The following is a 23,742-nucleotide window of genomic DNA, read 5'->3' as shown; positions in this document are numbered from 1 at the left end:
GGATACATATAAATAATGCGCGCTCAGCTAATTGAGTGCGCATTATTTATATTTCAAAACTATCAAAGTCTTTCACAATTTCAAATACCATATCTGGATATTTATGCTGTATTACATCTTTCAATAATGCAATATCCTGTAAATCATAACGATTACTTACATGATTGATCAATACTTTTTTTGCATGCGATTGTGCAACAAGTTTTGCTACGTCATCAATATGACTATGGTAATATTTATGACTCAAATCCAGGTCACCATCTAAATATGTACTTTCATGTACGATAACATCTGCATTTTTTGCCAGAGCTATTTCTGCTTCACATGGCATTGTGTCACCAAATATCGTAATAATCTTACCAGGTTTATTGGGATTTCGGTAGTTTTTCGTTTCATAAATGATACCATCTACCTCAACGAATTCCTGCATTTTAAAATGTTGATAAATTGGACCCGGCTGAATGCCTGCTTCAATCAACTTATCCGAGATTAAATTACCCTCTGTGTCCGGAAACTGGATACGATATCCAAATGAATCTATACCATGTTTTAACATTCCTACATTCACCTTTATCTGATTGATATATAAGACGTCTCCATCAGCAATTTCGATGATTTCAAGCGGATAATTCAAGTGAGAACCTGAAATTAACAGTGTCGTTTCGATGTATGCTTTAATTCCTTTTGGACCAAATACTTTTAAAGGTTTATTTTCTCCACCTTGAAAGCTTCTTGACGTGAGAAGACCCGGTAATCCAAAAATATGATCGCCATGCAGATGTGTAATAAAGATATGATCCAATTTTCCAAGTTTAATATTTGTATGTAATATCTGATGTTGACAAGCTTCACCCGCATCAAATAACCAGAACGTATTATTTAACGGTGCAAGAGAAAGTATGATCGTTTGTGTATTTCTTTCTTTAGTTGGTAAACCTGCACTCGTCCCTAAAAAAGTTATTTTCATTTTTCTACCACCTTTTATTTCATCACGTCATTATAGCATGTTTTAATTGTTTTTTTAGGCATTGTATGAAAAAATAAAATAGACTTTAATAGAATCGAGGTATTTATTTTGGATATTGAAAAGCAAAATATTCCCTGTTTAATAACAATTTTCGGTGCAACAGGTGATTTAAGTCACCGCAAGTTATTCCCATCGTTATTCCACCTTTATCAGCAAGATAACTTGAATGAGCATGTTGCAATCATTGGTATTGGACGACGTGACTGGACGAATGAAAAATTCAGAGCTGAAATTAAATCATCTATCGAAAAATTTGTTAAAGATACACATAAAATCGATGAATTTATGGAACATGTTTATTACCAGTCTCATGACGTTAATAATAAAGAAAGTTATGACGCGCTGCTGACACTCACCGAATCTTTAGATGCACAATATAACTTAAATGGTAACCGTCTATTCTATTTAGCAATGGCACCAGAATTTTTTGGTACTGTATCAGATTTCTTAAAATCTAGCGGACTGACAAAAACAAAAGGATTTAAACGCTTAATTATTGAAAAACCTTTCGGTAAAGATCTTGCTTCTGCTGAAAAACTAAATAATCAGCTAAGAAAATCGTTTAAAGAAGAGGAAATTTATCGAATTGACCATTATCTTGGTAAAGATATGGTGCAAAACATCGAAGTAATTCGATTTAGCAATGCAATGTTTGAACCGTTATGGAATAATAAATATATCTCAAATATTCAAGTCACTTCTTCAGAAATTTTAGGTGTTGAAGACCGTGGTGGCTATTACGATAATAGTGGCGCATTAAAAGATATGGTACAAAATCACATGTTACAAATTGTTTCACTTCTTGCAATGGAGCCTCCTATTTCATTATCATCTGAAGATATTCGGAATGAAAAAGTAAAGGCACTTCGTTCTATCCGTAAAATTCAGCCTGAACACGTAAGAAGCTATTTCGTTCGAGGACAATATGATGTCGGTGAAATAAAGGGTGAAAAAGTAAAACGATATCGTGATGAAGAAAATGTAAATCCAGAAAGTAATACACCTACATTTGTTGCTGCTAAAGTTATGCTCGATAACTTTAGATGGGCAGGTGTGCCCTTCTACATTCGTACAGGTAAACGTATGAAGGAAAAAGAAATACGTGTGGTTGTTGAATTTAAAGAGATGCCGATGAATCTTTATTATCAAAAGGATAATCAGCTAGATTCCAATTTACTTGTTATTAATATTCAACCAAATGAAGGTATTGAACTACATTTAAATGCACGTAAATATATCGAAGGTATCGATACTGAACCAGTTAAATTATCATATGCGATGACGACACAAGATAAGATGAATACAGTCGACGCATATGAAGGATTAATTTATGACTGTCTGAAAGGCGATGCCACTAACTTTACACACTGGGAAGAATTAAAGGCAACATGGAGTTATGTGGATACTGTTGCTGAATACTGGGATGCACATCCTGCTCCATTCCCAAATTATCAGGCTGGATCTAACGGCCCTGTAAAAAGCGATTTGTTATTAAGTCGAGATAATTTCCACTGGTGGGACGTTTAATATTTAAATCAATAAAAACCTTTGAATCATAATGATTCAAAGGTTTTTATTGTGCCATAATTGTGTTAATATTTGAATTATGAATAAATTTATACAATCATCATTTGAACTTTACTCAGAGCAGGATTTTGATACATTGCTCAATATAAAGACTCAACCTTATCTTGAAACTTTTACAAATCATCATTCTAATCGTTATGAACCAACGATTTATCGTGATTTATTATCATTATTTAACATGATTAAAGAAGACTTAACTGAAGATGCATTGTTAGTAGATTTTGGCTCTGGATTAATGCGCGTTCCAATCTTCACTAACTTTGTATTCAAAATAAAAACGATAGGCATTGAATTGAATAAGCAGCTATATTTAAAAAGCCTTGAAAACATTAAAAATTATAACTTATTGCATCATCAAGAAAATGATGTTCATGCTCAAAATATTAATGCATTACAGTATCAATTTAGTGGTGAAGAGACACATTTATTTTTCTTTAACCCATTTTCAGTGTTCGTATTTCAAAAAGTGATGGAAAACTTAATGACATCATCTATAGAAAAATGTGATATCATTCTTTATTATGCAAAACCAGAATATGAAGTATATCTACAGGATATCATTCATTTCAATCTAAAATATCATATGCCTTTGCAACAAATAAATAATGATCCATCAGAAAAAATAAATATTTATGAATACACGAAATCTATTTAAAACATACTTTAAGGAAGATGTGAATTATGAATAATATTGACTTAATGCAGAAAACAATCGTATATATTGAAGATCATTTATTCGAACCATTTAAATATGAAACAATCGGAACATATTTAAATGAAAATCCAATGCATATAAATCAAACATTTACTATGATTACCGGCATGAATTTAGAAGAATATATATATCATCGTAAAATGACCGAGGCCGCTAAAAAGTTGTTAAATGGTAATTACCGTCTTGTGGATATCGCCAATCAGTTCGGTTTTTCAACTGCACATGAATTTAGTACTGCATTTAGCAATCACCATCAAATTTCACCGATTCAGGTTAGAACTAACCCTGAACAATTAAGAATGGTAGAACGACTCTACATTCAGCTTTCTGTGACGACGAAACCTCCGATGCCTTATAAAATGCAGACGATGGATAGTTTCAGAATAGTAGGCATACAAGAAATCGTTTCATTTAATGAATTAGGTAATCATTTTCTAGTGCCGGATATTGTCTATGAGTTAAAAGAAAAGGAAGAAATTAAATCATTATTATCATTTAGCTCAGACAAAAATATTTATGTAGTTGTTCAGCCTAATCCAAATGATATAGAAATATTTGTAGGTGTAAAGTCAGAACGTACTTTTGATTATGAAAGTAAACAAATCTATAACGGTGATTACGCTAAATTTGAGGCTCGTGGAAAGCTTGATTATGTATTTAATGAAATTTGGCAATCTGTCGAAAAACAAGTAGACTTTAATATACACTACGAACGTAATAGTCAGTATATTTATATTTTTCCTGATGATATGGATTTTGATAATAGTTTCAATAAAGTTGAACTTTGGATACCAACATTATAAAAAGCGCGCAAGACGTTTGTCTTACGCGCTTTTTGATATAAACAAAATTATTTCCAGTCTGTATGGAATACGCCTTCCTTATCTTTACGTTCATAAGTGTGCGCACCGAAGTAATCACGTTGTGCCTGAATTAAGTTTGCAGGTAAATCTTTTGATGTATAAGAATCAAAATAATTAATTGCTGCTGCAAAACTTGGTGCCGGTGTACCTGTAGTGATTGCAGTAGCTGCCACTTTACGTAAACTCGTTTGATACTTTTCTACAACTTCTTTGAAGTATGGGTCTAATAATAAGTTTTGTAAATCTGCGTTATTATCATATGCTTCTTTAATCTTTTGTAAGAATTGTGCACGAATGATACAACCTTCACGCCAGATCATTGCTAAATCACCTAACTGTAAGTTCCAGTTATAAGCTTCACTTGCAGCTCTCATCTGTGCAAAACCTTGTGCATAGCAACAAATTTTACTCATATATAATGCTTCACGAATTGCTTCTAAAAATTCAGCTTTATCCCCTTCGAAGTTTGTTTTATTTGAGTTGATATTTTGACTCGCAACAATTCTTTCGTCTTTTTGACTAGAGATGAAACGTGCAAATACACTTTCTGTGATTATTGTTAATGGCTGACCTAAGTCTAATGCGTTAATTGATGTCCATTTACCTGTTCCTTTTTGACCAGCTTTATCCATTACTTTTTCAACGAGTGGCGTACCATCTTCATCTAATTTCTTGAAGATATCAGCTGTGATTTCGATTAAGTAGCTATCTAATTCGCCTTCATTCCATGATTTAAATGTATCAGCGATTTCTTCATTTGACATAGCTAATACATTTTTCATTAAATCATAACTCTCAGCGATTAACTGCATATCTGCATATTCAATACCGTTGTGTACCATTTTAACGTAATGACCGGCACCATCCGGACCAATATAAGCAACACATGGTTTGCCGTCTTCAGCTTTAGCAGCAATAGATTCTAGAATAGGTCTAACAAGTTCATATGCCTCTTTTTGACCACCTGGCATAATTGAAGGGCCATGTAATGCGCCTTCTTCACCACCTGAAACACCAGTACCGATGAAATTGAATCCTTTTTCTGAAAGATATGCATTACGACGAATCGTATCGTTGTAGTTAGTGTTACCACCATCGATTAAAATATCACCTTGATCTAATAATGGAATCAAGCTTTCGATTGTTGCATCTGTTGCTTCCCCAGCTTTAACCATCATCATGATTTTACGTGGCTTTTCAAGGCTATTTACGAATTCTTCCAGAGAGTATGTTGGGAAAATATTTTTACCAACTGATTCTTTCATCATCTCTTCAGTTTTTTCCTTTGAACGGTTAAATACTGAAACAGTATTTCCGCGTGATTCTATATTCCACGCTAAATTTTTACCCATTACGGCTAAACCGATTACACCTATTTGTTGTTTACTCATAATATACCTCTTTCAAATGAATTTTCATGATTATTATAGCACATGTCTATATTGTTTTAACTAAACAAGCTTAATGATTTCAATTACTTGTTCTGTTAATTTATTTAATTCATCAATCGGCATCTTTTCATTTACCGTATGAATATCCTGATAGCCGACAGCTAATACAACAGTTGGAACAAACTTGTTAATAAAGTTAGCATCACTACCCCCACCGTTAGATACAACTTCTGGTGTTCTACCTACACGTTCAGCTGCTTGACTTGCAATCTCGATAACCTTGCTTGTTTTTTCAACATTGAATGAAGGATAATTAACTTTAACCTCAACATCAGCTTTACCACCAAGTTCTGCTGCAGCAGTTAGGATCGCTTCTTTCATGTGTGCAACTTGTGCTTCCATTTTACTATCAACTAAACTACGCGCTTCAGCAACAATATAACATTTTTCAGCGACGATATTTGTTCTTGAACCACCTTCAATCGTACCTATATTAGCAGTCGTTTCTGCATCTATTCTACCTAGTTTCATATTACTGATTGCACGTGAAGCAATGTTTATCGCACTCACGCCGTTTTCTGGGGCCACACCCGCATGTGCCGTAACACCTGTAATTTCAATGTTAAGCGTTGCGTTTGTTGGCGCCTGGTTTACAATTGTACCAACTTTACTACCAGCATCCAATGCATAGCCAAGTTTCGCATCAAATTTAGATCCATCCAATACACTAGCACCTATTAAATGAGATTCTTCTCCAACTGAAATAACAACTTCAATATCACCATGTGGGATTTGTTCTTCATTAATCGTTCGAATTGCTTCAATCATTGCAGCAATCCCCGCTTTATCATCTGCACCAAGAATCGTAGAACCATCTGTATGAATGACATTATCTGTAATAATCGGGTTTATGCCATTACCAGGTGTAACAGTATCCATATGACAAGATAGCAAGATTGTCTCCTGATCTGTTGTCCCTTTTAATTTCATAATCAGATTGCCCGCACCAAAACCTGTCTTGCTTTGTGTATCATCTTCAGTGACTTCAAAGCCAAGCTCTTCATATAATGTTTTTAAATGATTTGCAATCTCACGTTCATTACCACTCTCGCTATCAATCTTTACAAGTTCAATAAAAGTATCCACTAATCTTTGCTGGTTCATTGACAACACTCCTCAAAATATTATTTATATTTATCGTACCAAACAACTGTTCATCAATAAAGGATAAGACGTAAAATCAATTATTTGATATAATTAATAAAACGCACTTAAGAAAGGAAGTACAGAATGAATAACAAAACAGCACGCAAAGTCTTTATCATCGTCTTACTTGTATTAATTGTTGCAGCTTTAGTACTTAGCGCTGTATTACCATATCTTAATATGTAAAAAACGTTGAGAATAATTTCTCAACGTTTTTTAGTACATCTTTAAAGAACCAAATTTAGATTTAATCATTAAATAACTTTCAATCTCTTTTAGCAGCTGGATTGCAGCTGAACGAGATTTTAGTCGCTCATGTGAATCCGGTAATGGATAATTATCAAGATCCAGCATTATCTCATATAAATCATGTAATCTTATTGCAGTAAAATTATTACTTGTAATATTATTTGATAGATCCTCTAATAATCCGCTACACTGCATATGTAGCTTATCTTTACAGCTTATATCATTGATCAGATGTGTCATGCGTGCCAAAAGTTCAAGTTGAGATTCACGCATATCAAAATAATGATAATACGAATTATCATTACGTGAAAAATGATTCTCGACTTCCATATAGGCAAGTGACTTTGCACGTTCAATCGTTTCATGCAGCTTATCAATATCATTTGTGTTCAATACAATTTCAGGATGCTTTAACGCATCGCTCAATCGGCTGACAATAACCTGAAATTCCATCTCTATCGCACGTTTATAACCATTTAATGCATTGTTGTGATTCGGCATATAAAGATTTAAAATTAAAGCGATGCCCATACCTACACAAAGTAATAGAAATTCATTAACAGCTAATGCCCAGTCGATATGACCTGAATTAAAGCAATGTAGAATGATAACGATACTTGTGACAACACCTTCTTGTATACCGAACATTACTGTAACAGGAATAAACAGTAAGACGAGAATACCGAGGACAACCGGATTAAAGCCTAAATTCATAAAGAAAATATATGAAAACAAAATACCAAGCAAGCACGAGAAAAATCTCGCACTTGCAGCTTCTAAAGATTTTACTTTTGTATTCTTCACACAAAGAACGACTAAAATAGCAGCAGATGAGAAATTCTCGAGACCCATCATCTTACAGATGATTACGCCGAGAGACATACCGAAAGCAGTCTTAATCGTACGCGAACCAATCTTATAAGGCTTAATCTTCATGAATGAATTAACGTTCCTCACAATGCTCTTCAAATAAAGCTTGAATGTTTGTAATAACACTCATTGGATCGTGACCTTCTATTTCATGTCTTTCGATCATTTTTACAATCTTACCATCTTTAAGTAAAGCAAATGATGGACTGCTTGGTGGATAACCTTCAAAGTAATCACGAGCTGTTTCAGTCGCTTCTTTATCCTGACCAGCAAATACAGTTACTAATTGATCAGGTAATTTATCATAATGTAATGCATGCGCAGCAGCAGGACGAGCGATACCGCCAGCACAACCACATACAGAGTTGATCATAACAAATGTTGTACCAGGTTTATCAAACGTTTCTTTAACCGCTTCAGGCGTTGTTAACTGTTTGTAACCCGCAGTTTCGATTTCTTGACGTGCATTGTTTACGAAATCTTCCATAAACATATTAAAATTCATATCCATTGATAAAACACCTCTTCTAAATTGATACAACTATCATAACGAATAAAGACCGTTAAATCTAGTGATTAATTCGTGAAATATAAAAAGATGTAGATAATATATAGCTTATTGATTGCTAGGATCGTATAATATAATATTTCATATTCGCGGTTGTTCGTTTGCTAACTTACTCAATGATATATAACAGTTGTATAATTGAAATAATCTAGGATTAATTAATAAGCATCCCTATTTTATTGACATACACACCGCGCTTCATTACTATTTACAGTAATCTTAAAGGAGGTATCCTTATGCCTAATACAATTCAAATCAGATCAATCCAACAAAAAGATAATCCCATCATCCATAAAATCATTCAAACGTCTCTTGAATCGTTCAACTTAGATATCCCTGGATCAGCATACTTTGACCCAGAACTAGCACAACTATCATCATATTATGGTGAACGTAAATATGCCCAATACTGGATAGCAGAGCAAAATGGAGAAGTTTTAGGTGGTGTTGGCATTGCTCCATTCAGTGAAGATGGGACGATATGTGAACTTCAAAAACTCTATCTCTTAGAATCTTCACAAGGTAAAGGTATCTCTAAACTATTAATGGACCAGGCATTAGCATTTGCTTCACACTATTATAAGTCATGTTATTTAGAAACAATGAGTAAACTAGAAGTTGCATGTATACTCTATGAAAAGTATGGATTCAAATTATTAGAACAACCAATCGAAGGCAGTGACCATTCAGCAATGGATCGCTGGTATATAAAATCACTATGAAAAAAATAATCTCATTCTTCATTATATTATTATCATTATTTCTGCTTTTTATAAATCAAGATAGGATAATCGATAACTACAACACATTACGCATTGAACTTATGCCAGATCCGATGGCTATAAATACTTATGATAAAGGACAATGTACTTATTATGTATTTGATAAAGTAAAGAAAGACGGCAACATGATAGAACGATCCTGGCGTGATGCCAAGCACTGGGCGAAACTTGCTAAACAAGATGGATATAATGTAAACCATTCGGCACGAAAAGGTGCGTTACTTCAATCACCAAGAGGCACGCAAGGTCATGTAGCATACATTGAACATGTATATCAAAACGGTAATGTAAAAGTTTCAGAGATGAATTATACACAGCCATATGAAATAACAGAGCGTATTATTTATAAGAAAGATCTATCGAGATATCAAATTATCCATCCAAAGATAAATCCAAAAAAGTCACCTCAATCTAAAATCGATTGAGGTGACTTTTTCAATGTAATCTTTTCAATTTCAACATTAAATAAATGCATATCATATAAACTATTCCTGAAGTGATATACACCCACTGAATAGGAACTACTTCTGCATAAACTCCAATTAATATAATTGAAAGCAAGTATCCAAATTCTATAATCGTTGATTTAAATGCTGTAAGTAGCGTGATATGTTCTTTTGGGATCTTTGAAATGATTAGTGTTTCCTGCAAAATATCTTTAGTTTGAAATACGAGTCCCATAATAAAAATTAGCAAAACAGAAATAACAGGTATTTTTATAGTACCAAAAATTATGACTGTTATGACATATACGATTTGGCAAATGATAATGGTATATAAATTTAGCGTTGATAACTTCTTAAATTTATATATTACAATTGCTCCTATCATCGTTCCTGCAAAGTATGCAGCATTAAAGTAACCCCACCAAGATGTATCCTCATTCAAAAACTCTTGTATAAACGCTAATTGAATCGCACCAATCCAAATTATCCCTATTAAAGCTTCAATAAATTCAATAAATGTTAATTGCCTTAATACAGGAAAACTAAACAATAATCGATACCCTTCAACTATACTAGTAGTCGTTCGATGTTGTAATTCAATCAAATCCTTCTTGTCTATTGGAATCATCGTTATATTGATTAATGCAATGATAAAGCATACTAGTGTAAATGACATGACAAAAACTACATTTGTCATTGCGAGTATCCACCCTGCAACGATATATCCAGAAAACATAATTGCCTGGTCGAATGAAGAGATTCCTGCAATGACTTTTGCGACTTCATTTTCATCAAATACATTTTTTATTAAAGTGTTTTTTAATGGATAGAACATGCCATTAAAAAAAGAAATTAAAGTAGTAAGAATATATATGATTAATAATACTTTTAAATTCATAAACACTAACATCAATAATAAAAATATCATCTGTGCAGATGTATTTATTAATAATATTTGTTTAATCGTATATTTCTGAGTGAATTTTTGAATAAAAAACTTACTTATCATTTTAGCAATGAGATTTAAAAATGTTGTTAAACTTGCCAGAAAAGTTGATTGTGTTAATTGATAAATGAAATATGTAATTGAAACATTATAAAAAATAAATCCAGCACTAAATGAAAGCTGGATTAAAAGAATATTATAATAAATTCTCGACATATTTTCTCTCCACATTATTATTTTATCTAATAATAATTATCAAGAATATTCAGATTAATTACCATCGGTCAATGGGATGATTTACTTATTAATAGGTAAAATCTATCATAACAAGATTTTTACACATAAAGATATAAATAATAAACTACTCTTCAAACTCTCTTACTTTTACATCTTTTGTCGTTTCATCTCTTAATTGAAATAACATGATAAAACAGATAACAATTAAGCTTGCTGGTATGATAAACGGTAAATAATTTAAAAACTCATTGTCGTGAATTCTTACCAAATAATAAATGAAAAACATCCAGCATGCATTTAAAAATAGAATAAATAGTTTGTCTCCAAAATTCATAATTTCCACCTCTTTATTTAATATTGACTGTTATTGAACCCACATTACCTACTTCATGTCTAATACTGTTGTTTGATGCTGCTACAATTTCATTCCCTATCGTAATATCTAATTGCTGACCATCAATTTTAAGTGATTTATTAAAGGTTTGCATATGCTTTGATATTAATAGATCATCAACAATACGTGTTACCATACGCCCTCCACCACTATTGTGAATAACAGCTACCGCACCATATTGATTATCATCCATCTCATAATCAGCAATCATAACTTTAAGATTTTTAGGATTATATGGGGGCGTTAGAGTTACTACAGCCATTTCTAATGCATTCAGACTTTCAATATATTCATTTGAAATAATATCATCTAATCTTTGTGTATTATGTATAATCTGGTCTGTAAATTTAACCGTAAGATTTGTTGCTTCATCGATCACGCCAGATTCATATTTTTCAAGTTTATCATCTTCGTTATGCCCAGCATAGAATGTCGAAACAGTATTGCCAATGACAGTTTTCTTTGTTATACCTGTCATACCTTCTTCTAATTGGATGCCTGTATCCACAATATCTAGATGATATGTTTTTGATTGCGAATTATAAATGGCATATCCAAAAGCGTAATTTTTGTTTTTGTCATTTTTATCTTTCTCACTAACAAATATAGAGTAAAATTTAGGATTTGATTGCTTATCTGGATTTACAATCATACCTTCACTCTTTGAATGAGGAAAAAGCTTTTCTTTAAAATCTTTCATCGCAGCTTCACCATTTGCATACGCGTTACTTTCCAATTGTTTAATCAGTAAGCTCTCTTTTATCGGTTTAGATTTAACTTCTTTTTTTGTAGACTCAGAATACAAGATTCCTGCTGCGATTAGAAAAATGATTATAACAGAAGTTATTACACGTTTTGTGAAAGTCATCTTCATCCCTCCTCGTATTTTAAATTGATATTACCATAGTTTAACACTTAATTACATATATTATATAATTAACTTAATATGACAGTAAATATATAAAAAAATCTATCCAAAACTATGGATAGATTGTAATATATATATTCTTTCGTAAAATAATTACTGAATTGCATTCCAGACTTTCTTAGCCACGCCTTATGGCGATTGTGGATTTTGTCCGGTTATTATTTTTATATTATTATCATAAAACACCTTAATTGAAATGATTAGAGTATTAAATATTATTACTTTGATATTCATACTTTAATTACACTACGAATTTGAACATACTTTCCAAAAAGTACGATTGTTATAATTCTTTAATCATTAATGTATCTTCATCTCTAACAGCAATTGGTTTAAATCCAATATTTTTATATAATTGTTGTGCATAATTTCCATTCGTAACACTTAATGAAATTCCATTAACATTATTATTTTTTAATAAATAAATTAATTGTTCCATAAGAACTTTTCCTAAACCTTGTTTTCGAAAATCTGGTAATATCGAAATATTTAATTCAACAAAATCATCCTTATAGAACCCATAACTTTTATCAGTTTCATTAAATTGTCTACACCATGCTAATCCTATTACTCTATTATTTATTACTGCTGCCATAGTATAATCATCTTTTCTTCCAAAATCTTCATAATACTTTAATAATTCTTTATTATCTACGATTGATTTATTAGGTTTTTTACTCCCTTCAGGTACATAAATTGCATGGTACAAAAATTCTTTTATAATGGAATATTCTTTTTTATCTAAAGATCGTATCCAAACTTCAGGTACATCTTTTTCCATTTTTGTATATTCTAGAATCTTCTCTGCATCTTTTACTTCAACCGATCGTATTATCATAATCTCACCTCTCTAAATTTTTTTATAATTATATCACTTTAAATTAATAATATTCTAAAAAAAAATTATAAAAAAGTTAAACTCCATAAAAAACAAACCATCCAAATATAGACAGTCTGTTTACATAATATTGTTATATTAGAATTTACTTAATTGCACTCCAAACTTTCTTCGCAACAATTTTAGGTGATTGTGGATTTTGTCCAGTAATGATATTACCATCCTGAACGACTTTCGAAGCCATCGGTAATACCGCTTTTTTATAATTCGCACCCTTCTTCTTAAGCTCATCTTCTAATAGAAATGGTACTTTATTAGTCTTTCTTACTATCTGTTCTTCTAGATTAGAGAATCCGGTTAACTCTGTATCTTTCAAACGATTGTCCTCAAAGTTCAGTAAAGCTGCTGCACCATGACATACAGATGATATCACTTTCTTTTCTTTATCTATTTCTTTAAGAATTCGAGAAATATCTTCGTTATCAACGAAATCAAACACAGTACCATGTCCACCAGTAAAGTAAACTGCGTCGTAATCACTTACATCCTCTTCATGTATAGACTTTGTATTATCTAATAATTTCATAAACTCAGGATCTTCCATGTAATTCTTAGTCTTATAATCTAACATCAAAGTACTCACGCTAAATGGATCAATCGGTACTTTACCACCATTAACACTGTATAAATCTATCTCAACGTCTTTGTCTTTAAAATAATCATAAAAATGAACAAGCTCACCTAACCATAAACCTGTCTTTTCCTCTAAACCTTTATAATGATCTGTATTTGTATTAATAATCATAATTTTTTTCATTTAAATTCACCTCATACTTTTTATAAAAGTATATACCCTATAAATAATGAAATAAATTGTGGCTTTCAAATATTATTCTATAAAATTTCTCTCAGCTTATCGTAATCAACTTCTAATCCTTTTCGTAATAATGCTTCATCGACGAGTTCTAATAATTCTTCATAACTTTCATCTTCATCTGACATATCTAGAACACCATTTTCAATCATTTCATAATATTCATCTTCTCCCTGTACAATCACAAAACATCTGGCATACAAAAATAAGTCAGACGACATATTATCATCAATTTCATCATCGATCATTGCATTTATTTCTATAGATTTTGAAAGAACTTCAGCTAACGTATTATTAAACGCTAAAATTTCTTGTTCTTTATATTTTGAAAGTTTTTTTATCGCTTTTTCAATATCTAATCTTCGTTTAAATAATTTGTTAAGTACTTTCCAGAATTCATCTTCATCCATGTACTCATATACAATACTTTCTCTTTTGGCTTCAAATTGTTTTTGTTCTTCATCCATCTGCTTTTGAAATTCATCAGGATGAGTATTTCTAAACCATTCATAATAAATCTCTACTGAAGATAACAATCCAAATCTAGGATAAGAAGTTGGTTTAATGAAATCCGTATCAATATTTCCTATGAGTGTATACATTTCATCTGACTGTGCAAAACTTTCAGCACCATATGTCGCATCAAATTTCCAAAATCTATCATGTTTTTTTATTTGATATACATCTTTATCATTTAAAGATGGTGGAATTTCCTTTAGATACGTAGACATTGCAACAATTACTGACTTTTCTTCTATATCATATCCATCAAGTACTATCATACATCCATATTTGTTTTTTGGTAGTTTCTCTGCAATAACATCGCCTTTTTTTAATGATTTAAACATAGCTACACCTCATATCGGTTTTTATATATCCAATATAGTAAATATATTTGTAACATATATTTACTTTTTTATTTATTCCATTATAACACACCCTTTTTTGACTAATTTTTACACATAGTATAGTATTATTGTTAATAAATTTAGATCGGAGTTATAAAAATGATAAACATCACCGGAAAATATACACATGCGGTTATCATGACAGATAACATTGAAGACGCTGCCAGGAATAGAGTTCAGAATATGACGAACCTTGATTTTCTATCTGGCACTAATATTGTGATGATGCCTGATGTACATGAAGGAAAAGGTTGTGCGATTGGTACATCTATTCTAATGAACAAATCTAATGCCAAGATTCCACCTGCATTTATCGGTGTGGATATTGGTTGTGGGATGATGAGTTATCCATTAGGTAAACTTGATAATATTAACTTTCCTGAACTTGATCAGTATATAACTGATAATATTTCAACATATCCAAGAACCGATGAACTAAAAAATCCTGTATTTAATAATATACCTCAAGAAATTAAAGCAATTATTTTAGATAATTTAAAAGAAATTCAAACATCTTTACTATTTCAAAATGTAAATATGATTCAATTAATCAATTCAGTCGGAACTTTAGGGGGTGGTAATCATTTTGTTGAGATTGGAAAGAACAAATCTGATGAATATTACCTTACGATTCATTCTGGTAGCCGCTTCTTAGGGGCTAAAATAGAAAAACACTATCAGAATTTAGCTAGAGAGAGTCATAAAAATATTGATGTTACTCCTATTATCAATGTTCTAAAGGAACAAGATAAACATCATGCTATTCAACCAATGATAAAATTTGTAAAACAACTGAATCAGGAAAATCATTATGATGAAGAAGTTAGCTATCTTAAAGGTGAAAGTTTATTGCATTACATTAATGACATGACAGCTGCTTGCCGCTTCGCAGAAACGAGTCGTTTAATGATGACAGCCGTTATCCTCAATTACTTTGGAATACAGATGGACAATGCAAAAATCATAAATTCACCTCATAATTTTATAGAGGTAAAAGATAAAGAATATTTAATTCGTAAAGGTGCATGTGATGCGAGTCTTGATAGAGATGTTGTTATTCCAATCAATATGCGTGATGGCATCATCATCGGAAAAGGTAAAGGCAATCCAGAATGGAATTATTCTGCGCCACACGGTGCAGGACGCGTATTATCTCGTTCAAAAGCTAAACAGACGCTCAACTTAGAAACATTTGAAAAGCAAATGGAAGGAATATATAGCAGTACGGTTGTGGAGGATACTTTAGATGAAGCACCTGATGCATATAAACCGATTAATGAGATAATTAAACATATTCATGACTCAGTTGAAATTATTGACATCATTAAACCAGTATATAATCATAAAGGTATTGAAACACCTAAATGGTGGCAGAAGAAAAAGTAAATACTTATTTAGGAGATGTTATTATCAAACATTTAAGCTATAACAATCCAAATTTAGATAAAATGAATTTAGTACCACCTATATTTTCACTCATTATCTCACTTGCATTCGTCTTAGTTAATATTCGTACACTAAGCATACGCGATGAATTATGGGTTAAAATTGCAGTTACTATTTCGCTAATAATCTTTGTAGCTTTTACAATTGTCAATATAATAACGATCTATCTCATTATTAAAAGAAAAAGTACTAATAAAAAATAAAGTAAGTGTCTGTCATTATACGACACTTACTTTATTTTTTGTATGAAATGATATAATTTTTCGATGTCATCTAAATGTTGATTACACACATTACTATCATGACAAATATAATCACCCTTTTTCGTATATGTTCCGTCACTATTCGCTTTTGTCTTATTTAAGAATAATGAAACATCAGATTCATGGTGACAAATCGAACAAAATCCCTTCACTTTAGTTGGAGCTAATTCCCCGTATATACTTTGAAAAGCACCTTTACTATCTTTATAGACAATATACTTTCGATTTGCAGAATGATCATTCCATCCGAGATAGCTCATCACCTGAAGATCATATTGATCACTTGGTGGTGTCTTTAATTTCTTTACCTTTTTGAATAACTTCTCTACTTGTTTAGCGGAAGGCATTTCAAAAGGTTCAACAAACTGTTTCATTTCTGAAAGAATCATAGTAGCTTTCGTCTTGGAAAGCCGAATATCATCAAGTTGAGTAATATACTCACTTGCATCTATACCATTCACAATGTAAATCGCTCTAATTTCGTCTAATATAATATTTTTTTGTGCTTTATTCGTCGTTGGATCATTTGTTTTATAAATCTTAAGTAACTGATTCACATTATTCATAACTTGCGCAAATTCATATGCTTTTATCATTATATCTATACCTCACTTTAATGATTTGAGTATAGCATAATATTAAACTGATAGTAAAAGTTAAAGTTGATGTGTGCATCTCCAATTTCGATAAGAAATGTTAGTTCGAATTTGGAGTTCTACCAATTTCAGATTGAATTTGTCTACCGAAATTGGGGTTTCACCAATTTCAAACTCTATTTCTTTTTATTAATTGTCAAAAAAATAATTCTCATTATAAAATTTGAATAATAAAAAATTAATATTGTAATTTTCACAATTATCTTATATATTATATCTAATAATAAAAAATAGCATTGATGAGAAGATTTAATTCATAAAATAGAGAGCTTCGGTAGCTGAAAAGAAGTAACGAATTAAAGGATGACTCTAAGCTTCGCAAAGAAAGTTTGTATGAGTAGATTGCGACGTGCCCAGCGTTAATGGATTAAAGTTATTAACTTTATGAGGTATATTATGTGAGTAATATACGAACTTAGGTGGTACCACGAATATTATATATCGTCCTAATCGCATTTTTGCGATTGGGACTTTTTTTATGGAATTTAAGGGGGAGATTTAGAATGACAGTATTTATTGGAGGAGCATGGCCGTATGCAAATGGTTCTTTGCACATTGGTCATATCGCAGCACTATTACCTGGAGACATTATTGCAAGATATTACAGACAGACTGGTGAAGAAGTATTATATGTGTCTGGAAGTGATTGTAACGGAACACCTATTGCAATACGTGCGAAACAAGAAGGAAAGACCACTCGAGATATTGCTGATACTTATCATCAGGAATTTCAAAATTGCTTTACTCAATTAGGGTTTACTTATGATTTATATACTAGAACAGACTCAAACGAACATCATGAAGGTGTAAAGTCATTATTCTTAAAATTATATGGTAATGATATGCTTTATCAAAAAACGATAGAGCAAGCGTATTGTGAACATGATAAGCAATTTTTACCTGATCGATTGGTTGAAGGTGAATGTCCTAATTGTGGCGCAAAAGCACGTGGTGATCAGTGTGATCAATGTTCAGCAATACTCGATCCACTAGATTTAATCAATAAGCGTTGTAAATTGTGTGGTAACGAACCGGTAATAAGAGAAACAAATCATTTATATTACAAATTTAGTAGTCTTCAGGAACAACTTGAAAAGTATTTTAAAGAAACGAGCACGAAATATCACTGGCGTCAAAATGCATTGGCACTCACTGAAAGATATTTAAAAGAAGGTATTCCTGATCGTTCTGTGACACGTGATTTACCTAATGGTGTGGATGTGCCAATCAAAGGATTTGAAGATAAAAAGATATATGTCTGGATTGAAGCGGTAGCTGGATATTTAACGACATCAGAAGCATGGGGAAAAATAAATAATCAGAATTACCAACAATTTTGGATGAAAGGAACAAAATCTTATTATATTCATGGGAAAGACAATATTCCGTTTCACACTGTAATTTGGCCATCAATTCTAATGGGCGCAAATATTGAAGGATTTCCACAATCAATCGTATCAAGTGAATATATGACTTTGGAAAAACGAAAAATATCAACCAGCCAAAATTGGGCTGTCTGGATACCGGATTTAATAGAACGATATCACCCTGATACGATTCGCTACTTCTTTACAATCAATGCACCAGAAGCACGAGATGCAGATTTTTCTTTTAGAGAATTTATTTATAGTCATAACAGTGAACTTCTTGGTGCATTTGGTAATCTGGTTAATAGAACATTTAAGTTTCTGGAAAAATCATATGATTTAGAAGTCCCACAAACTGAAATTGATAAAAGTTTTAAAAATGAATTACATTCACTTTATCAAAAAGTAGGGAAATTAATAGAAGCAACTAGAATTAAAGAAGCATTAGAATTAATATTTGAATTTATAAGAACATGTAATAAATACTTTGACGAACAACAGCCATGGATTACATTTAAAGAAGTAAAAGAAAAATGTGATGAAACTTTAGCTACATGTGTATTTATTATTCAAAATTTAAGTCAATTATTGAATCCCTTCCTCCCATTTAGTGCAGAAAAACTAAAAGATATGCTGGGAATAGAAACATTAGAATGGCATGTAATCGAGGATTTACCAAAAAGACTTGCATCTGTTTCACCATTATATGAACGAATAGATGTTAAGCAAATTGATGAAGAAATAGAAAAATTAAATGAATCCAACACGAACTAAGGTTCGCAGAAAATAATTTTACCTATTATAATATATCATGTAGTTTAGTTTATGATGGTGGATAGCCATAAAGGGTGATGCCTATCGTTTTACTTTTGGTGTTATCTCCAGAAAGGATAAGCATGACTATTTATGAAGCATTGATATTTGCACTACTTTTTGCAGATATCATGCTATGTGTCATAGAAGTCAGTAAAAACGATAAAAAATAACCACTCATAAGCTTTGACCGAGCTGAGTTGTAGTAGTTTGATATCACTATAAAGGCTAGTCACCGTCTAAACGGATCTAAAAGAGGAGTGTTGCTGCACTCCTCTTTTCATTTACATATTAATATGAACTAAATGATAAATCAAAAGATTTAAATCCTGTTGACATGTAAAAGGAAATTCTATCAATAACTAAATGTAGTGTTTTCATGAATCACATTAATTTGAGGGTATTTTTGATATAGTATTTCTTTATAATATTTTTCAATATATTTATCTTTATATTCATTTGTCTGATATTCTATGTTACCATCTGAATCTGGATTAAATTTAAAATTAGACATATCAATATCAAGAAACTCAAAAAGTTGTGTCGATCCTTTTTCAACTGCCAAATGATGTGCCAACCCCTCAATATCTGAAATTAATTCTTCATTACTGAATAAACTATCTTTTGGGATATCTGTAATTGTTAAAATATAAATTTCATTTTCTTCAAATATAAAAACTTCTAAAAATGTATTCATATATTCTGTACCTTCAAATACATTACCAGGATACATATACCATCGTTCTAAATTAGCAAGTCTTAAATTTCTTGTAAGAGTCATAATATTCTACCAACCTCATCTGATTAATATTCATTTCTTTAGCCTTCCTATTTAATTTTTATTTTCCATCCATCTTAATTTATCCTAATCGAACAACTATAGGATTTATTTTTTGTAAGCATATCATCCAAAATATAAGTTACGAAATTAAACTTATATTTTGGATCTTTCATCTTAATAATCTATCAATTCAAAATCGCATTCAACTTTGTTTTTTATAACTAAACGTTAGCACTACTATAATTAATTCTATCTATATGCTTTTTGCTATCTCCAAACCTATAAAGAATTTATCCATATTATGATTTGCGTCATTTAAGCCGTCAACATTGTATTCATTTTCTACAAGTACATCACCCGTTACCAAAAAGTTATAAAGTTCAAACCCATGGAAGTCACTAACCGCTTGAACACCTGCAAGTTCCATTTCGACTGCAATACATCCATCATTTTTGCGCATTTCAACATTATTTTTAGTTTCTCTCATCATAGCATCAGTTGTCCATACCTTACCTTGCACAAAGGGTAATTCTAATATATCAAATATTTCAGCAACTTTATTACTATTATTAATTTCAATATAATCATTTGCTTTTGCGTAATGATAAGACATACCTTCATCTCGATAACTTTCCGTTGGAATCACAAATTTATTATCCGTCTTTTCTTTATCTAAACTACCTGCTGAACCTGACATTATAAACTGAGTAGCACCAGTTAACCAGTTAGCTTCTATACAAAATTGAGACGCTAGAGTTGATCCGATACCACTTAAATAAAATCCAATATCTTTACCTTCATGAATAAATTTATATATTGGATAACTACCGTTACAAGCATGGATCTCTGCAATTTTTTCACATTTATATATTTCAAAAATATTGTCATAAATATTTTTCGATAAAATAATCATACATATATCTAAAATCTTTTTCTGCTCCCCATAAAAACTTTTCAAAGTAACAATTGGTTCCGAATTATTATCGAAAGCATCTATTATCATAAAATCACCTCATATTTTTTCAAAAGTATAGCAATATTCCTGAATAAGAAAAATAGACAAATTTATGATTTTGTCCACAATTAAGGTTTAAATAAATGTAAAATACTTTTGACATTTCAAGAATGACTTGCTATATTATAAATGTAAAAAACATTTTACATTTGGAGGTTTGATTTATGATTATTCAACTAATTTTTGCTTTTTTGTTAACAATCATTGCTTTTATGTTTATCGTTAAATTTTTAAATTTTGGACCTAGTCATAGTGAATATGATGAAAGAACTCAAAGAATAGGAAATGAAGTATTTACAACAACTTTAACCTATCTTATTGCTTTCTGGATTTTCAGTTTAATTATGAAAACCATAGATTTTAATAATATTAAATTTGATTATTTAAATGAATATCCAGAATTAATTAATTTAGCATTAGCTACTATTTTAATTATTTTCAATTACATTCGAATCAACAAAAAATATAGTGTCTAAAGGAGAAATTGTTATGAAAGTACTTGGTTTTATATGTATATTTTTATTTGCTGGTCTATGGGGATTTGTGATTAAAAAAGTTTTACCTAAAGATATGATTGAGGGTAACAATAACAAAATTGATGAAAGATCATCGAAAATATTATTAGAAGTTTTTTCAAATACGTTAGTTTGGGTGGTATACGCGTTATTATTAAGTATAATATTAAAAATATTTAAACTGGGAAATCCAGAAAAAGCTATTCTACCTGAATTTCCTGAAGTATCGTATTTGCTAGTAATTATAGTTATATTTTTCATGAGTTTGATTTATACTAAAAGTAAGTATAGTGCTAAAGGTTGATGCTATTTGAAAAATAAAATCAAAGAGTTAAGAAAAGAGCTTGGTATGTCACAAGCTGAACTTAGTGACAAAACAAACGTTTCAAGACAAACGATCAATGCCATTGAAAATGATAAATATGATCCTACCCTATCTCTCGCATTTAAATTAGCTAAGTGTTTGAATGTCACGGTTGATGAGTTATTTTCATAAAAACGGAAATATAGTTATATTTCCGTTTTATTTTGTTCTAAAATAACTTAAAGCTCTCTTCTCCAATGCTACAACGTAATCGCGTTTAGCATTTCTATATTCAGGTGTTTCATCATATGATTGTGCAAGTTTTGTCTTTAAATCACTATAAGCCGTTACTTCCTCTGGATGTTCAAGTAAATAATCTCGAACAGCTAAATGTCGATATATCTCAGGATGACCTTCTTGATAGATATGTATATGATGCGTTCTATCATCTCCACCTTTTCTTAATAATCTTCTACCTGTGATTCCCCATTCTCCGGCCACATCGTATCCTTCTTTTATAAATTTCGAATTATAACTATCAATTTGATTTATGTCTTTAACCAATACCATCATATCTATTACAGGTTTAGCTTTCATACCAGGAACCGATGTACTACCAAAATGTTCAAATCTTACAACTTCATCAGGAATCATATCAGAAATTATTAGACATTCATTTTTAAAACTATCTTTCCACTTAGGATTATAATCAGATAATCTTACTTTCATAAAATTCCTCCTCAATTAACACTTAAACTTTCAACATTATATCTAATTTTTTAAAAAGAATAAAGTCTTGAATTTTTTATTATTGAAGTAACAAAATAGAAATTTTTGCAACTAATTAAAACATTGTCTACTGATTATCCTATTAATGATAAATTAAATATAAGGAGGAACCTGATATGAAATTTAATGTAAACTTTAATAATCATCTTAATAAGGATATTATCCATTTAGAAAGTCACGAAAGTAACAAAGATCTTGTAAATAACCTAACCAATTTTTTTGAGACTAAAATTACATTGATTGATATTAAATCTAATAAATCTATAAAAGTATCTGTAAATCATATCGAGTCTATTGAAACTTTTACACATTTGTCCAAAGTAATTTTAGTTGATAATTCACTTTTTTATATCAAAGGTAGGATAAAAGAATTGAAATATTTAACTAAGTATAAAATAGTTAAAATCAATAATACACAGATGTTTAATCTAAGACATTTAAATCAATTCTCTTCAGATAAAGCATCAAGACTATTAATACAAAGTAATTCTAATAAAAAATACATCGTCAGCAGATACTATTCTAAAGAGATCAAGGAGATGTTATTATGATAAAAGAACTAACTCAAAACTTCTTTCAAACATCATTTTTAAGCTTAATTTGGGTAATGGTTATTACTTCAATGTCCAACACTGATAACTTAATTTATTATAATTACTTTTGGAGATTGATTTTGATTTCTATATTATTCGGACTTTCTTTTGGCGTACTATACCCTTATTTATGGAAGTATTCAACTACTAAATCTAATTTTAATGTTATTGTTTGTTCAACTGATAATACTATAATTATTTTATGCTCTATTTATTTGTATTCTCCTCATCTATTTAATCAAATCTCACCATATTTATTTGCCCTATTAGTGATAAATTTGATTTTACATTATGTAATCTTCAAGTTATATTCAGATTATTTAAATCAAAAATATATTATGGAAATTCAAAATAGAAAAAGGTTATAATTA

The 23,742-nt window shown here is 30.7% G+C and carries 29 protein-coding genes; 14 read left to right on the top strand and 15 right to left on the bottom strand.

Annotated elements, in window-relative coordinates:
• Positions 1 to 46: 46 nt before the first annotated feature.
• Positions 47 to 967 (bottom strand): ribonuclease Z, encoded by a 921-nt coding sequence (gene rnz / locus JJJ02_RS12945; RefSeq protein WP_240839319.1) that lies wholly within the window; start codon positions 965 to 967, stop codon positions 47 to 49.
• A gap of 108 nt (positions 968 to 1,075) precedes the next feature.
• Here rnz and zwf point away from each other — a divergent pair, with 108 nt between their 5' ends.
• The 3 genes from zwf (at position 1,076) to JJJ02_RS12930 (ending at position 4,132) form a co-directional block, all read left to right on the top strand.
• A complete protein-coding gene (gene zwf, locus JJJ02_RS12940; protein ID WP_240839317.1) occupies positions 1,076 to 2,554 on the top strand; it encodes a glucose-6-phosphate dehydrogenase in 1,479 nt (492 codons plus the stop codon).
• Between the two features lie 79 nt (positions 2,555 to 2,633).
• On the top strand, positions 2,634 to 3,269 hold the full coding sequence (locus JJJ02_RS12935; RefSeq protein ID WP_240839314.1) for a hypothetical protein: 636 nt from the start codon (positions 2,634 to 2,636) through the stop codon (positions 3,267 to 3,269).
• Positions 3,270 to 3,295: 26 nt separating this feature from the next.
• A complete protein-coding gene (locus JJJ02_RS12930) occupies positions 3,296 to 4,132 on the top strand; it encodes an effector binding domain-containing protein (protein ID WP_239243055.1) in 837 nt (278 codons plus the stop codon).
• Between the two features lie 47 nt (positions 4,133 to 4,179).
• Here the strand turns inward: JJJ02_RS12930 and gndA are convergent, their stop codons facing one another.
• Positions 4,180 to 5,583: an NADP-dependent phosphogluconate dehydrogenase gene (gene gndA / locus JJJ02_RS12925; RefSeq protein ID WP_240839312.1), complete on the bottom strand. Its 1,404-nt coding sequence runs from the start codon at positions 5,581 to 5,583 to the stop codon at positions 4,180 to 4,182.
• A 60-nt stretch (positions 5,584 to 5,643) separates the two neighbouring features.
• Complete coding sequence (locus JJJ02_RS12920) at positions 5,644 to 6,747, bottom strand: M20/M25/M40 family metallo-hydrolase (protein WP_239243057.1); 1,104 nt, start codon at positions 6,745 to 6,747, stop codon at positions 5,644 to 5,646.
• A 126-nt stretch (positions 6,748 to 6,873) separates the two neighbouring features.
• Here JJJ02_RS12920 and prli42 point away from each other — a divergent pair, with 126 nt between their 5' ends.
• A complete protein-coding gene (prli42, locus tag JJJ02_RS12915) occupies positions 6,874 to 6,975 on the top strand; it encodes a stressosome-associated protein Prli42 (RefSeq protein ID WP_157742174.1) in 102 nt (33 codons plus the stop codon).
• 30 nt (positions 6,976 to 7,005) lie between these two features.
• On the opposite strand, the gene JJJ02_RS12910 is transcribed toward prli42, so the two are convergent.
• Positions 7,006 to 7,974 carry an aromatic acid exporter family protein gene (locus JJJ02_RS12910; protein ID WP_111715087.1) on the bottom strand — a complete coding sequence of 323 codons (969 nt, stop codon included), beginning with the start codon at positions 7,972 to 7,974 and terminating at the stop codon, positions 7,006 to 7,008.
• Positions 7,975 to 7,981: 7 nt separating this feature from the next.
• The gene (locus JJJ02_RS12905) at positions 7,982 to 8,419 is read right to left on the bottom strand and encodes a BrxA/BrxB family bacilliredoxin (RefSeq protein ID WP_111715088.1); all 438 of its coding nucleotides are present in this window, start codon (positions 8,417 to 8,419) and stop codon (positions 7,982 to 7,984) included.
• A gap of 293 nt (positions 8,420 to 8,712) precedes the next feature.
• On the opposite strand from JJJ02_RS12905, the gene JJJ02_RS12900 reads away from it, so the two are divergent.
• Positions 8,713 to 9,198 (top strand): GNAT family N-acetyltransferase, encoded by a 486-nt coding sequence (locus JJJ02_RS12900; RefSeq protein ID WP_255724884.1) that lies wholly within the window; start codon positions 8,713 to 8,715, stop codon positions 9,196 to 9,198.
• Positions 9,195 to 9,683 carry a CHAP domain-containing protein gene (locus tag JJJ02_RS12895; protein ID WP_239243058.1) on the top strand — a complete coding sequence of 163 codons (489 nt, stop codon included), beginning with the start codon at positions 9,195 to 9,197 and terminating at the stop codon, positions 9,681 to 9,683. Before JJJ02_RS12900 ends, JJJ02_RS12895 begins: the two co-directional genes overlap by 4 nt.
• A 10-nt stretch (positions 9,684 to 9,693) precedes the next feature.
• On the opposite strand, the gene JJJ02_RS12890 is transcribed toward JJJ02_RS12895, so the two are convergent.
• The 6 genes from JJJ02_RS12890 to JJJ02_RS12865 all read right to left on the bottom strand — a co-directional run bounded on the left by JJJ02_RS12890 (position 9,694) and on the right by JJJ02_RS12865 (position 14,769).
• Positions 9,694 to 10,866 carry an MFS transporter gene (locus JJJ02_RS12890; protein WP_239243059.1) on the bottom strand — a complete coding sequence of 391 codons (1,173 nt, stop codon included), beginning with the start codon at positions 10,864 to 10,866 and terminating at the stop codon, positions 9,694 to 9,696.
• Positions 10,867 to 11,011: 145 nt separating this feature from the next.
• Complete coding sequence (locus JJJ02_RS12885) at positions 11,012 to 11,221, bottom strand: hypothetical protein (RefSeq protein WP_239243528.1); 210 nt, start codon at positions 11,219 to 11,221, stop codon at positions 11,012 to 11,014.
• A gap of 13 nt (positions 11,222 to 11,234) precedes the next feature.
• Positions 11,235 to 12,149, bottom strand: a complete 915-nt coding sequence (locus tag JJJ02_RS12880) for a hypothetical protein (protein WP_239243527.1) — start codon at positions 12,147 to 12,149, stop codon at positions 11,235 to 11,237.
• A gap of 343 nt (positions 12,150 to 12,492) precedes the next feature.
• Positions 12,493 to 13,047 carry a GNAT family N-acetyltransferase gene (locus tag JJJ02_RS12875; RefSeq protein WP_239243526.1) on the bottom strand — a complete coding sequence of 185 codons (555 nt, stop codon included), beginning with the start codon at positions 13,045 to 13,047 and terminating at the stop codon, positions 12,493 to 12,495.
• A 145-nt stretch (positions 13,048 to 13,192) separates the two neighbouring features.
• Positions 13,193 to 13,864: a type 1 glutamine amidotransferase domain-containing protein gene (locus tag JJJ02_RS12870; RefSeq protein WP_111715096.1), complete on the bottom strand. Its 672-nt coding sequence runs from the start codon at positions 13,862 to 13,864 to the stop codon at positions 13,193 to 13,195.
• A gap of 77 nt (positions 13,865 to 13,941) precedes the next feature.
• Positions 13,942 to 14,769: a DUF4240 domain-containing protein gene (locus JJJ02_RS12865; RefSeq protein WP_239243525.1), complete on the bottom strand. Its 828-nt coding sequence runs from the start codon at positions 14,767 to 14,769 to the stop codon at positions 13,942 to 13,944.
• 159 nt (positions 14,770 to 14,928) lie between these two features.
• On the opposite strand from JJJ02_RS12865, the gene JJJ02_RS12860 reads away from it, so the two are divergent.
• Together JJJ02_RS12860 and JJJ02_RS12855 are read left to right on the top strand one after the other, a co-directional pair.
• A complete protein-coding gene (locus JJJ02_RS12860; protein WP_239243524.1) occupies positions 14,929 to 16,215 on the top strand; it encodes an RtcB family protein in 1,287 nt (428 codons plus the stop codon).
• Entirely contained in the window at positions 16,194 to 16,478 is a 285-nt protein-coding gene (locus JJJ02_RS12855) for a hypothetical protein (RefSeq protein ID WP_239243523.1), read from the top strand. The genes JJJ02_RS12860 and JJJ02_RS12855 overlap by 22 nt, the downstream gene beginning before the upstream one ends.
• A gap of 26 nt (positions 16,479 to 16,504) precedes the next feature.
• Here the strand turns inward: JJJ02_RS12855 and JJJ02_RS12850 are convergent, their stop codons facing one another.
• Positions 16,505 to 17,134 carry a FusB/FusC family EF-G-binding protein gene (locus JJJ02_RS12850; protein WP_239243521.1) on the bottom strand — a complete coding sequence of 210 codons (630 nt, stop codon included), beginning with the start codon at positions 17,132 to 17,134 and terminating at the stop codon, positions 16,505 to 16,507.
• Between the two features lie 563 nt (positions 17,135 to 17,697).
• On the opposite strand from JJJ02_RS12850, the gene metG reads away from it, so the two are divergent.
• Positions 17,698 to 19,335, top strand: a complete 1,638-nt coding sequence (gene metG, locus JJJ02_RS12845; protein ID WP_239243520.1) for a methionine--tRNA ligase — start codon at positions 17,698 to 17,700, stop codon at positions 19,333 to 19,335.
• Positions 19,336 to 19,729: 394 nt separating this feature from the next.
• Here metG and JJJ02_RS12840 read toward each other — a convergent pair whose 3' ends face one another.
• Together JJJ02_RS12840 and JJJ02_RS12835 are read right to left on the bottom strand one after the other, a co-directional pair.
• Positions 19,730 to 20,155: a hypothetical protein gene (locus JJJ02_RS12840; RefSeq protein ID WP_111715116.1), complete on the bottom strand. Its 426-nt coding sequence runs from the start codon at positions 20,153 to 20,155 to the stop codon at positions 19,730 to 19,732.
• A 253-nt stretch (positions 20,156 to 20,408) separates the two neighbouring features.
• Positions 20,409 to 21,158, bottom strand: coding sequence for a nucleoside phosphorylase (locus JJJ02_RS12835; RefSeq protein WP_239243518.1), 750 nt, complete (start codon positions 21,156 to 21,158; stop codon positions 20,409 to 20,411).
• A gap of 176 nt (positions 21,159 to 21,334) precedes the next feature.
• On the opposite strand from JJJ02_RS12835, the gene JJJ02_RS12830 reads away from it, so the two are divergent.
• From JJJ02_RS12830 to JJJ02_RS12820, 3 genes are read left to right on the top strand one after another with little or no spacing between them, the layout of a single operon-like run.
• Positions 21,335 to 21,646: a hypothetical protein gene (locus JJJ02_RS12830; RefSeq protein ID WP_239243516.1), complete on the top strand. Its 312-nt coding sequence runs from the start codon at positions 21,335 to 21,337 to the stop codon at positions 21,644 to 21,646.
• Between the two features lie 13 nt (positions 21,647 to 21,659).
• Complete coding sequence (locus JJJ02_RS12825; protein ID WP_239243515.1) at positions 21,660 to 21,989, top strand: hypothetical protein; 330 nt, start codon at positions 21,660 to 21,662, stop codon at positions 21,987 to 21,989.
• 6 nt (positions 21,990 to 21,995) lie between these two features.
• A complete protein-coding gene (locus JJJ02_RS12820; protein WP_133446754.1) occupies positions 21,996 to 22,181 on the top strand; it encodes a helix-turn-helix transcriptional regulator in 186 nt (61 codons plus the stop codon).
• A gap of 27 nt (positions 22,182 to 22,208) precedes the next feature.
• On the opposite strand, the gene JJJ02_RS12815 is transcribed toward JJJ02_RS12820, so the two are convergent.
• Positions 22,209 to 22,718 carry a GrpB family protein gene (locus JJJ02_RS12815; protein WP_239243513.1) on the bottom strand — a complete coding sequence of 170 codons (510 nt, stop codon included), beginning with the start codon at positions 22,716 to 22,718 and terminating at the stop codon, positions 22,209 to 22,211.
• Positions 22,719 to 22,894: 176 nt separating this feature from the next.
• On the opposite strand from JJJ02_RS12815, the gene JJJ02_RS12810 reads away from it, so the two are divergent.
• Positions 22,895 to 23,329, top strand: coding sequence for a LytTR family transcriptional regulator DNA-binding domain-containing protein (locus JJJ02_RS12810; RefSeq protein WP_239243512.1), 435 nt, complete (start codon positions 22,895 to 22,897; stop codon positions 23,327 to 23,329).
• The gene (locus tag JJJ02_RS12805) at positions 23,326 to 23,739 is read left to right on the top strand and encodes a hypothetical protein (RefSeq protein WP_240839310.1); all 414 of its coding nucleotides are present in this window, start codon (positions 23,326 to 23,328) and stop codon (positions 23,737 to 23,739) included. The genes JJJ02_RS12810 and JJJ02_RS12805 overlap by 4 nt, the downstream gene beginning before the upstream one ends.
• Positions 23,740 to 23,742: the final 3 nt, after the last annotated feature.

Source organism: Macrococcus sp. PK, from assembly GCF_022501545.1.
Classification (GTDB): Bacteria; Bacillota; Bacilli; order Staphylococcales; family Staphylococcaceae; genus Macrococcoides; species Macrococcoides epidermidis.
The sequence above is the reverse complement of the archived record's forward strand: the minus strand, read 5'-3'. Positions and strand labels throughout refer to the sequence as shown.

Excerpts from the sequence above, each read along its gene's own strand:
- rnz (WP_240839319.1), bottom strand. The coding sequence starts at position 967 with ATGAAAATAACTTTTTTAGGGACGAGTGCAGGTTTACCAACTAAAGAA.
- JJJ02_RS12935 (WP_240839314.1), top strand. The coding sequence starts at position 2,634 with ATGAATAAATTTATACAATCATCATTTGAACTTTACTCAGAGCAGGAT.
- JJJ02_RS12930 (WP_239243055.1), top strand. The coding sequence starts at position 3,296 with ATGAATAATATTGACTTAATGCAGAAAACAATCGTATATATTGAAGAT.
- gndA (WP_240839312.1), bottom strand. The coding sequence starts at position 5,583 with ATGAGTAAACAACAAATAGGTGTAATCGGTTTAGCCGTAATGGGTAAA.
- JJJ02_RS12920 (WP_239243057.1), bottom strand. The coding sequence starts at position 6,747 with ATGAACCAGCAAAGATTAGTGGATACTTTTATTGAACTTGTAAAGATT.
- prli42 (WP_157742174.1), top strand. The coding sequence starts at position 6,874 with ATGAATAACAAAACAGCACGCAAAGTCTTTATCATCGTCTTACTTGTA.
- JJJ02_RS12910 (WP_111715087.1), bottom strand. The coding sequence starts at position 7,974 with ATGAAGATTAAGCCTTATAAGATTGGTTCGCGTACGATTAAGACTGCT.
- JJJ02_RS12905 (WP_111715088.1), bottom strand. The coding sequence starts at position 8,419 with ATGGATATGAATTTTAATATGTTTATGGAAGATTTCGTAAACAATGCA.
- JJJ02_RS12900 (WP_255724884.1), top strand. The coding sequence starts at position 8,713 with ATGCCTAATACAATTCAAATCAGATCAATCCAACAAAAAGATAATCCC.
- JJJ02_RS12895 (WP_239243058.1), top strand. The coding sequence starts at position 9,195 with ATGAAAAAAATAATCTCATTCTTCATTATATTATTATCATTATTTCTG.
- JJJ02_RS12890 (WP_239243059.1), bottom strand. The coding sequence starts at position 10,866 with ATGTCGAGAATTTATTATAATATTCTTTTAATCCAGCTTTCATTTAGT.
- JJJ02_RS12885 (WP_239243528.1), bottom strand. The coding sequence starts at position 11,221 with ATGAATTTTGGAGACAAACTATTTATTCTATTTTTAAATGCATGCTGG.
- JJJ02_RS12880 (WP_239243527.1), bottom strand. The coding sequence starts at position 12,149 with ATGACTTTCACAAAACGTGTAATAACTTCTGTTATAATCATTTTTCTA.
- JJJ02_RS12875 (WP_239243526.1), bottom strand. The coding sequence starts at position 13,047 with ATGATAATACGATCGGTTGAAGTAAAAGATGCAGAGAAGATTCTAGAA.
- JJJ02_RS12870 (WP_111715096.1), bottom strand. The coding sequence starts at position 13,864 with ATGAAAAAAATTATGATTATTAATACAAATACAGATCATTATAAAGGT.
- JJJ02_RS12865 (WP_239243525.1), bottom strand. The coding sequence starts at position 14,769 with ATGTTTAAATCATTAAAAAAAGGCGATGTTATTGCAGAGAAACTACCA.
- JJJ02_RS12860 (WP_239243524.1), top strand. The coding sequence starts at position 14,929 with ATGATAAACATCACCGGAAAATATACACATGCGGTTATCATGACAGAT.
- JJJ02_RS12855 (WP_239243523.1), top strand. The coding sequence starts at position 16,194 with ATGGTGGCAGAAGAAAAAGTAAATACTTATTTAGGAGATGTTATTATC.
- JJJ02_RS12850 (WP_239243521.1), bottom strand. The coding sequence starts at position 17,134 with ATGATAAAAGCATATGAATTTGCGCAAGTTATGAATAATGTGAATCAG.
- metG (WP_239243520.1), top strand. The coding sequence starts at position 17,698 with ATGACAGTATTTATTGGAGGAGCATGGCCGTATGCAAATGGTTCTTTG.
- JJJ02_RS12840 (WP_111715116.1), bottom strand. The coding sequence starts at position 20,155 with ATGACTCTTACAAGAAATTTAAGACTTGCTAATTTAGAACGATGGTAT.
- JJJ02_RS12835 (WP_239243518.1), bottom strand. The coding sequence starts at position 21,158 with ATGATAATAGATGCTTTCGATAATAATTCGGAACCAATTGTTACTTTG.
- JJJ02_RS12830 (WP_239243516.1), top strand. The coding sequence starts at position 21,335 with ATGATTATTCAACTAATTTTTGCTTTTTTGTTAACAATCATTGCTTTT.
- JJJ02_RS12825 (WP_239243515.1), top strand. The coding sequence starts at position 21,660 with ATGAAAGTACTTGGTTTTATATGTATATTTTTATTTGCTGGTCTATGG.
- JJJ02_RS12815 (WP_239243513.1), bottom strand. The coding sequence starts at position 22,718 with ATGAAAGTAAGATTATCTGATTATAATCCTAAGTGGAAAGATAGTTTT.
- JJJ02_RS12810 (WP_239243512.1), top strand. The coding sequence starts at position 22,895 with ATGAAATTTAATGTAAACTTTAATAATCATCTTAATAAGGATATTATC.
- JJJ02_RS12805 (WP_240839310.1), top strand. The coding sequence starts at position 23,326 with ATGATAAAAGAACTAACTCAAAACTTCTTTCAAACATCATTTTTAAGC.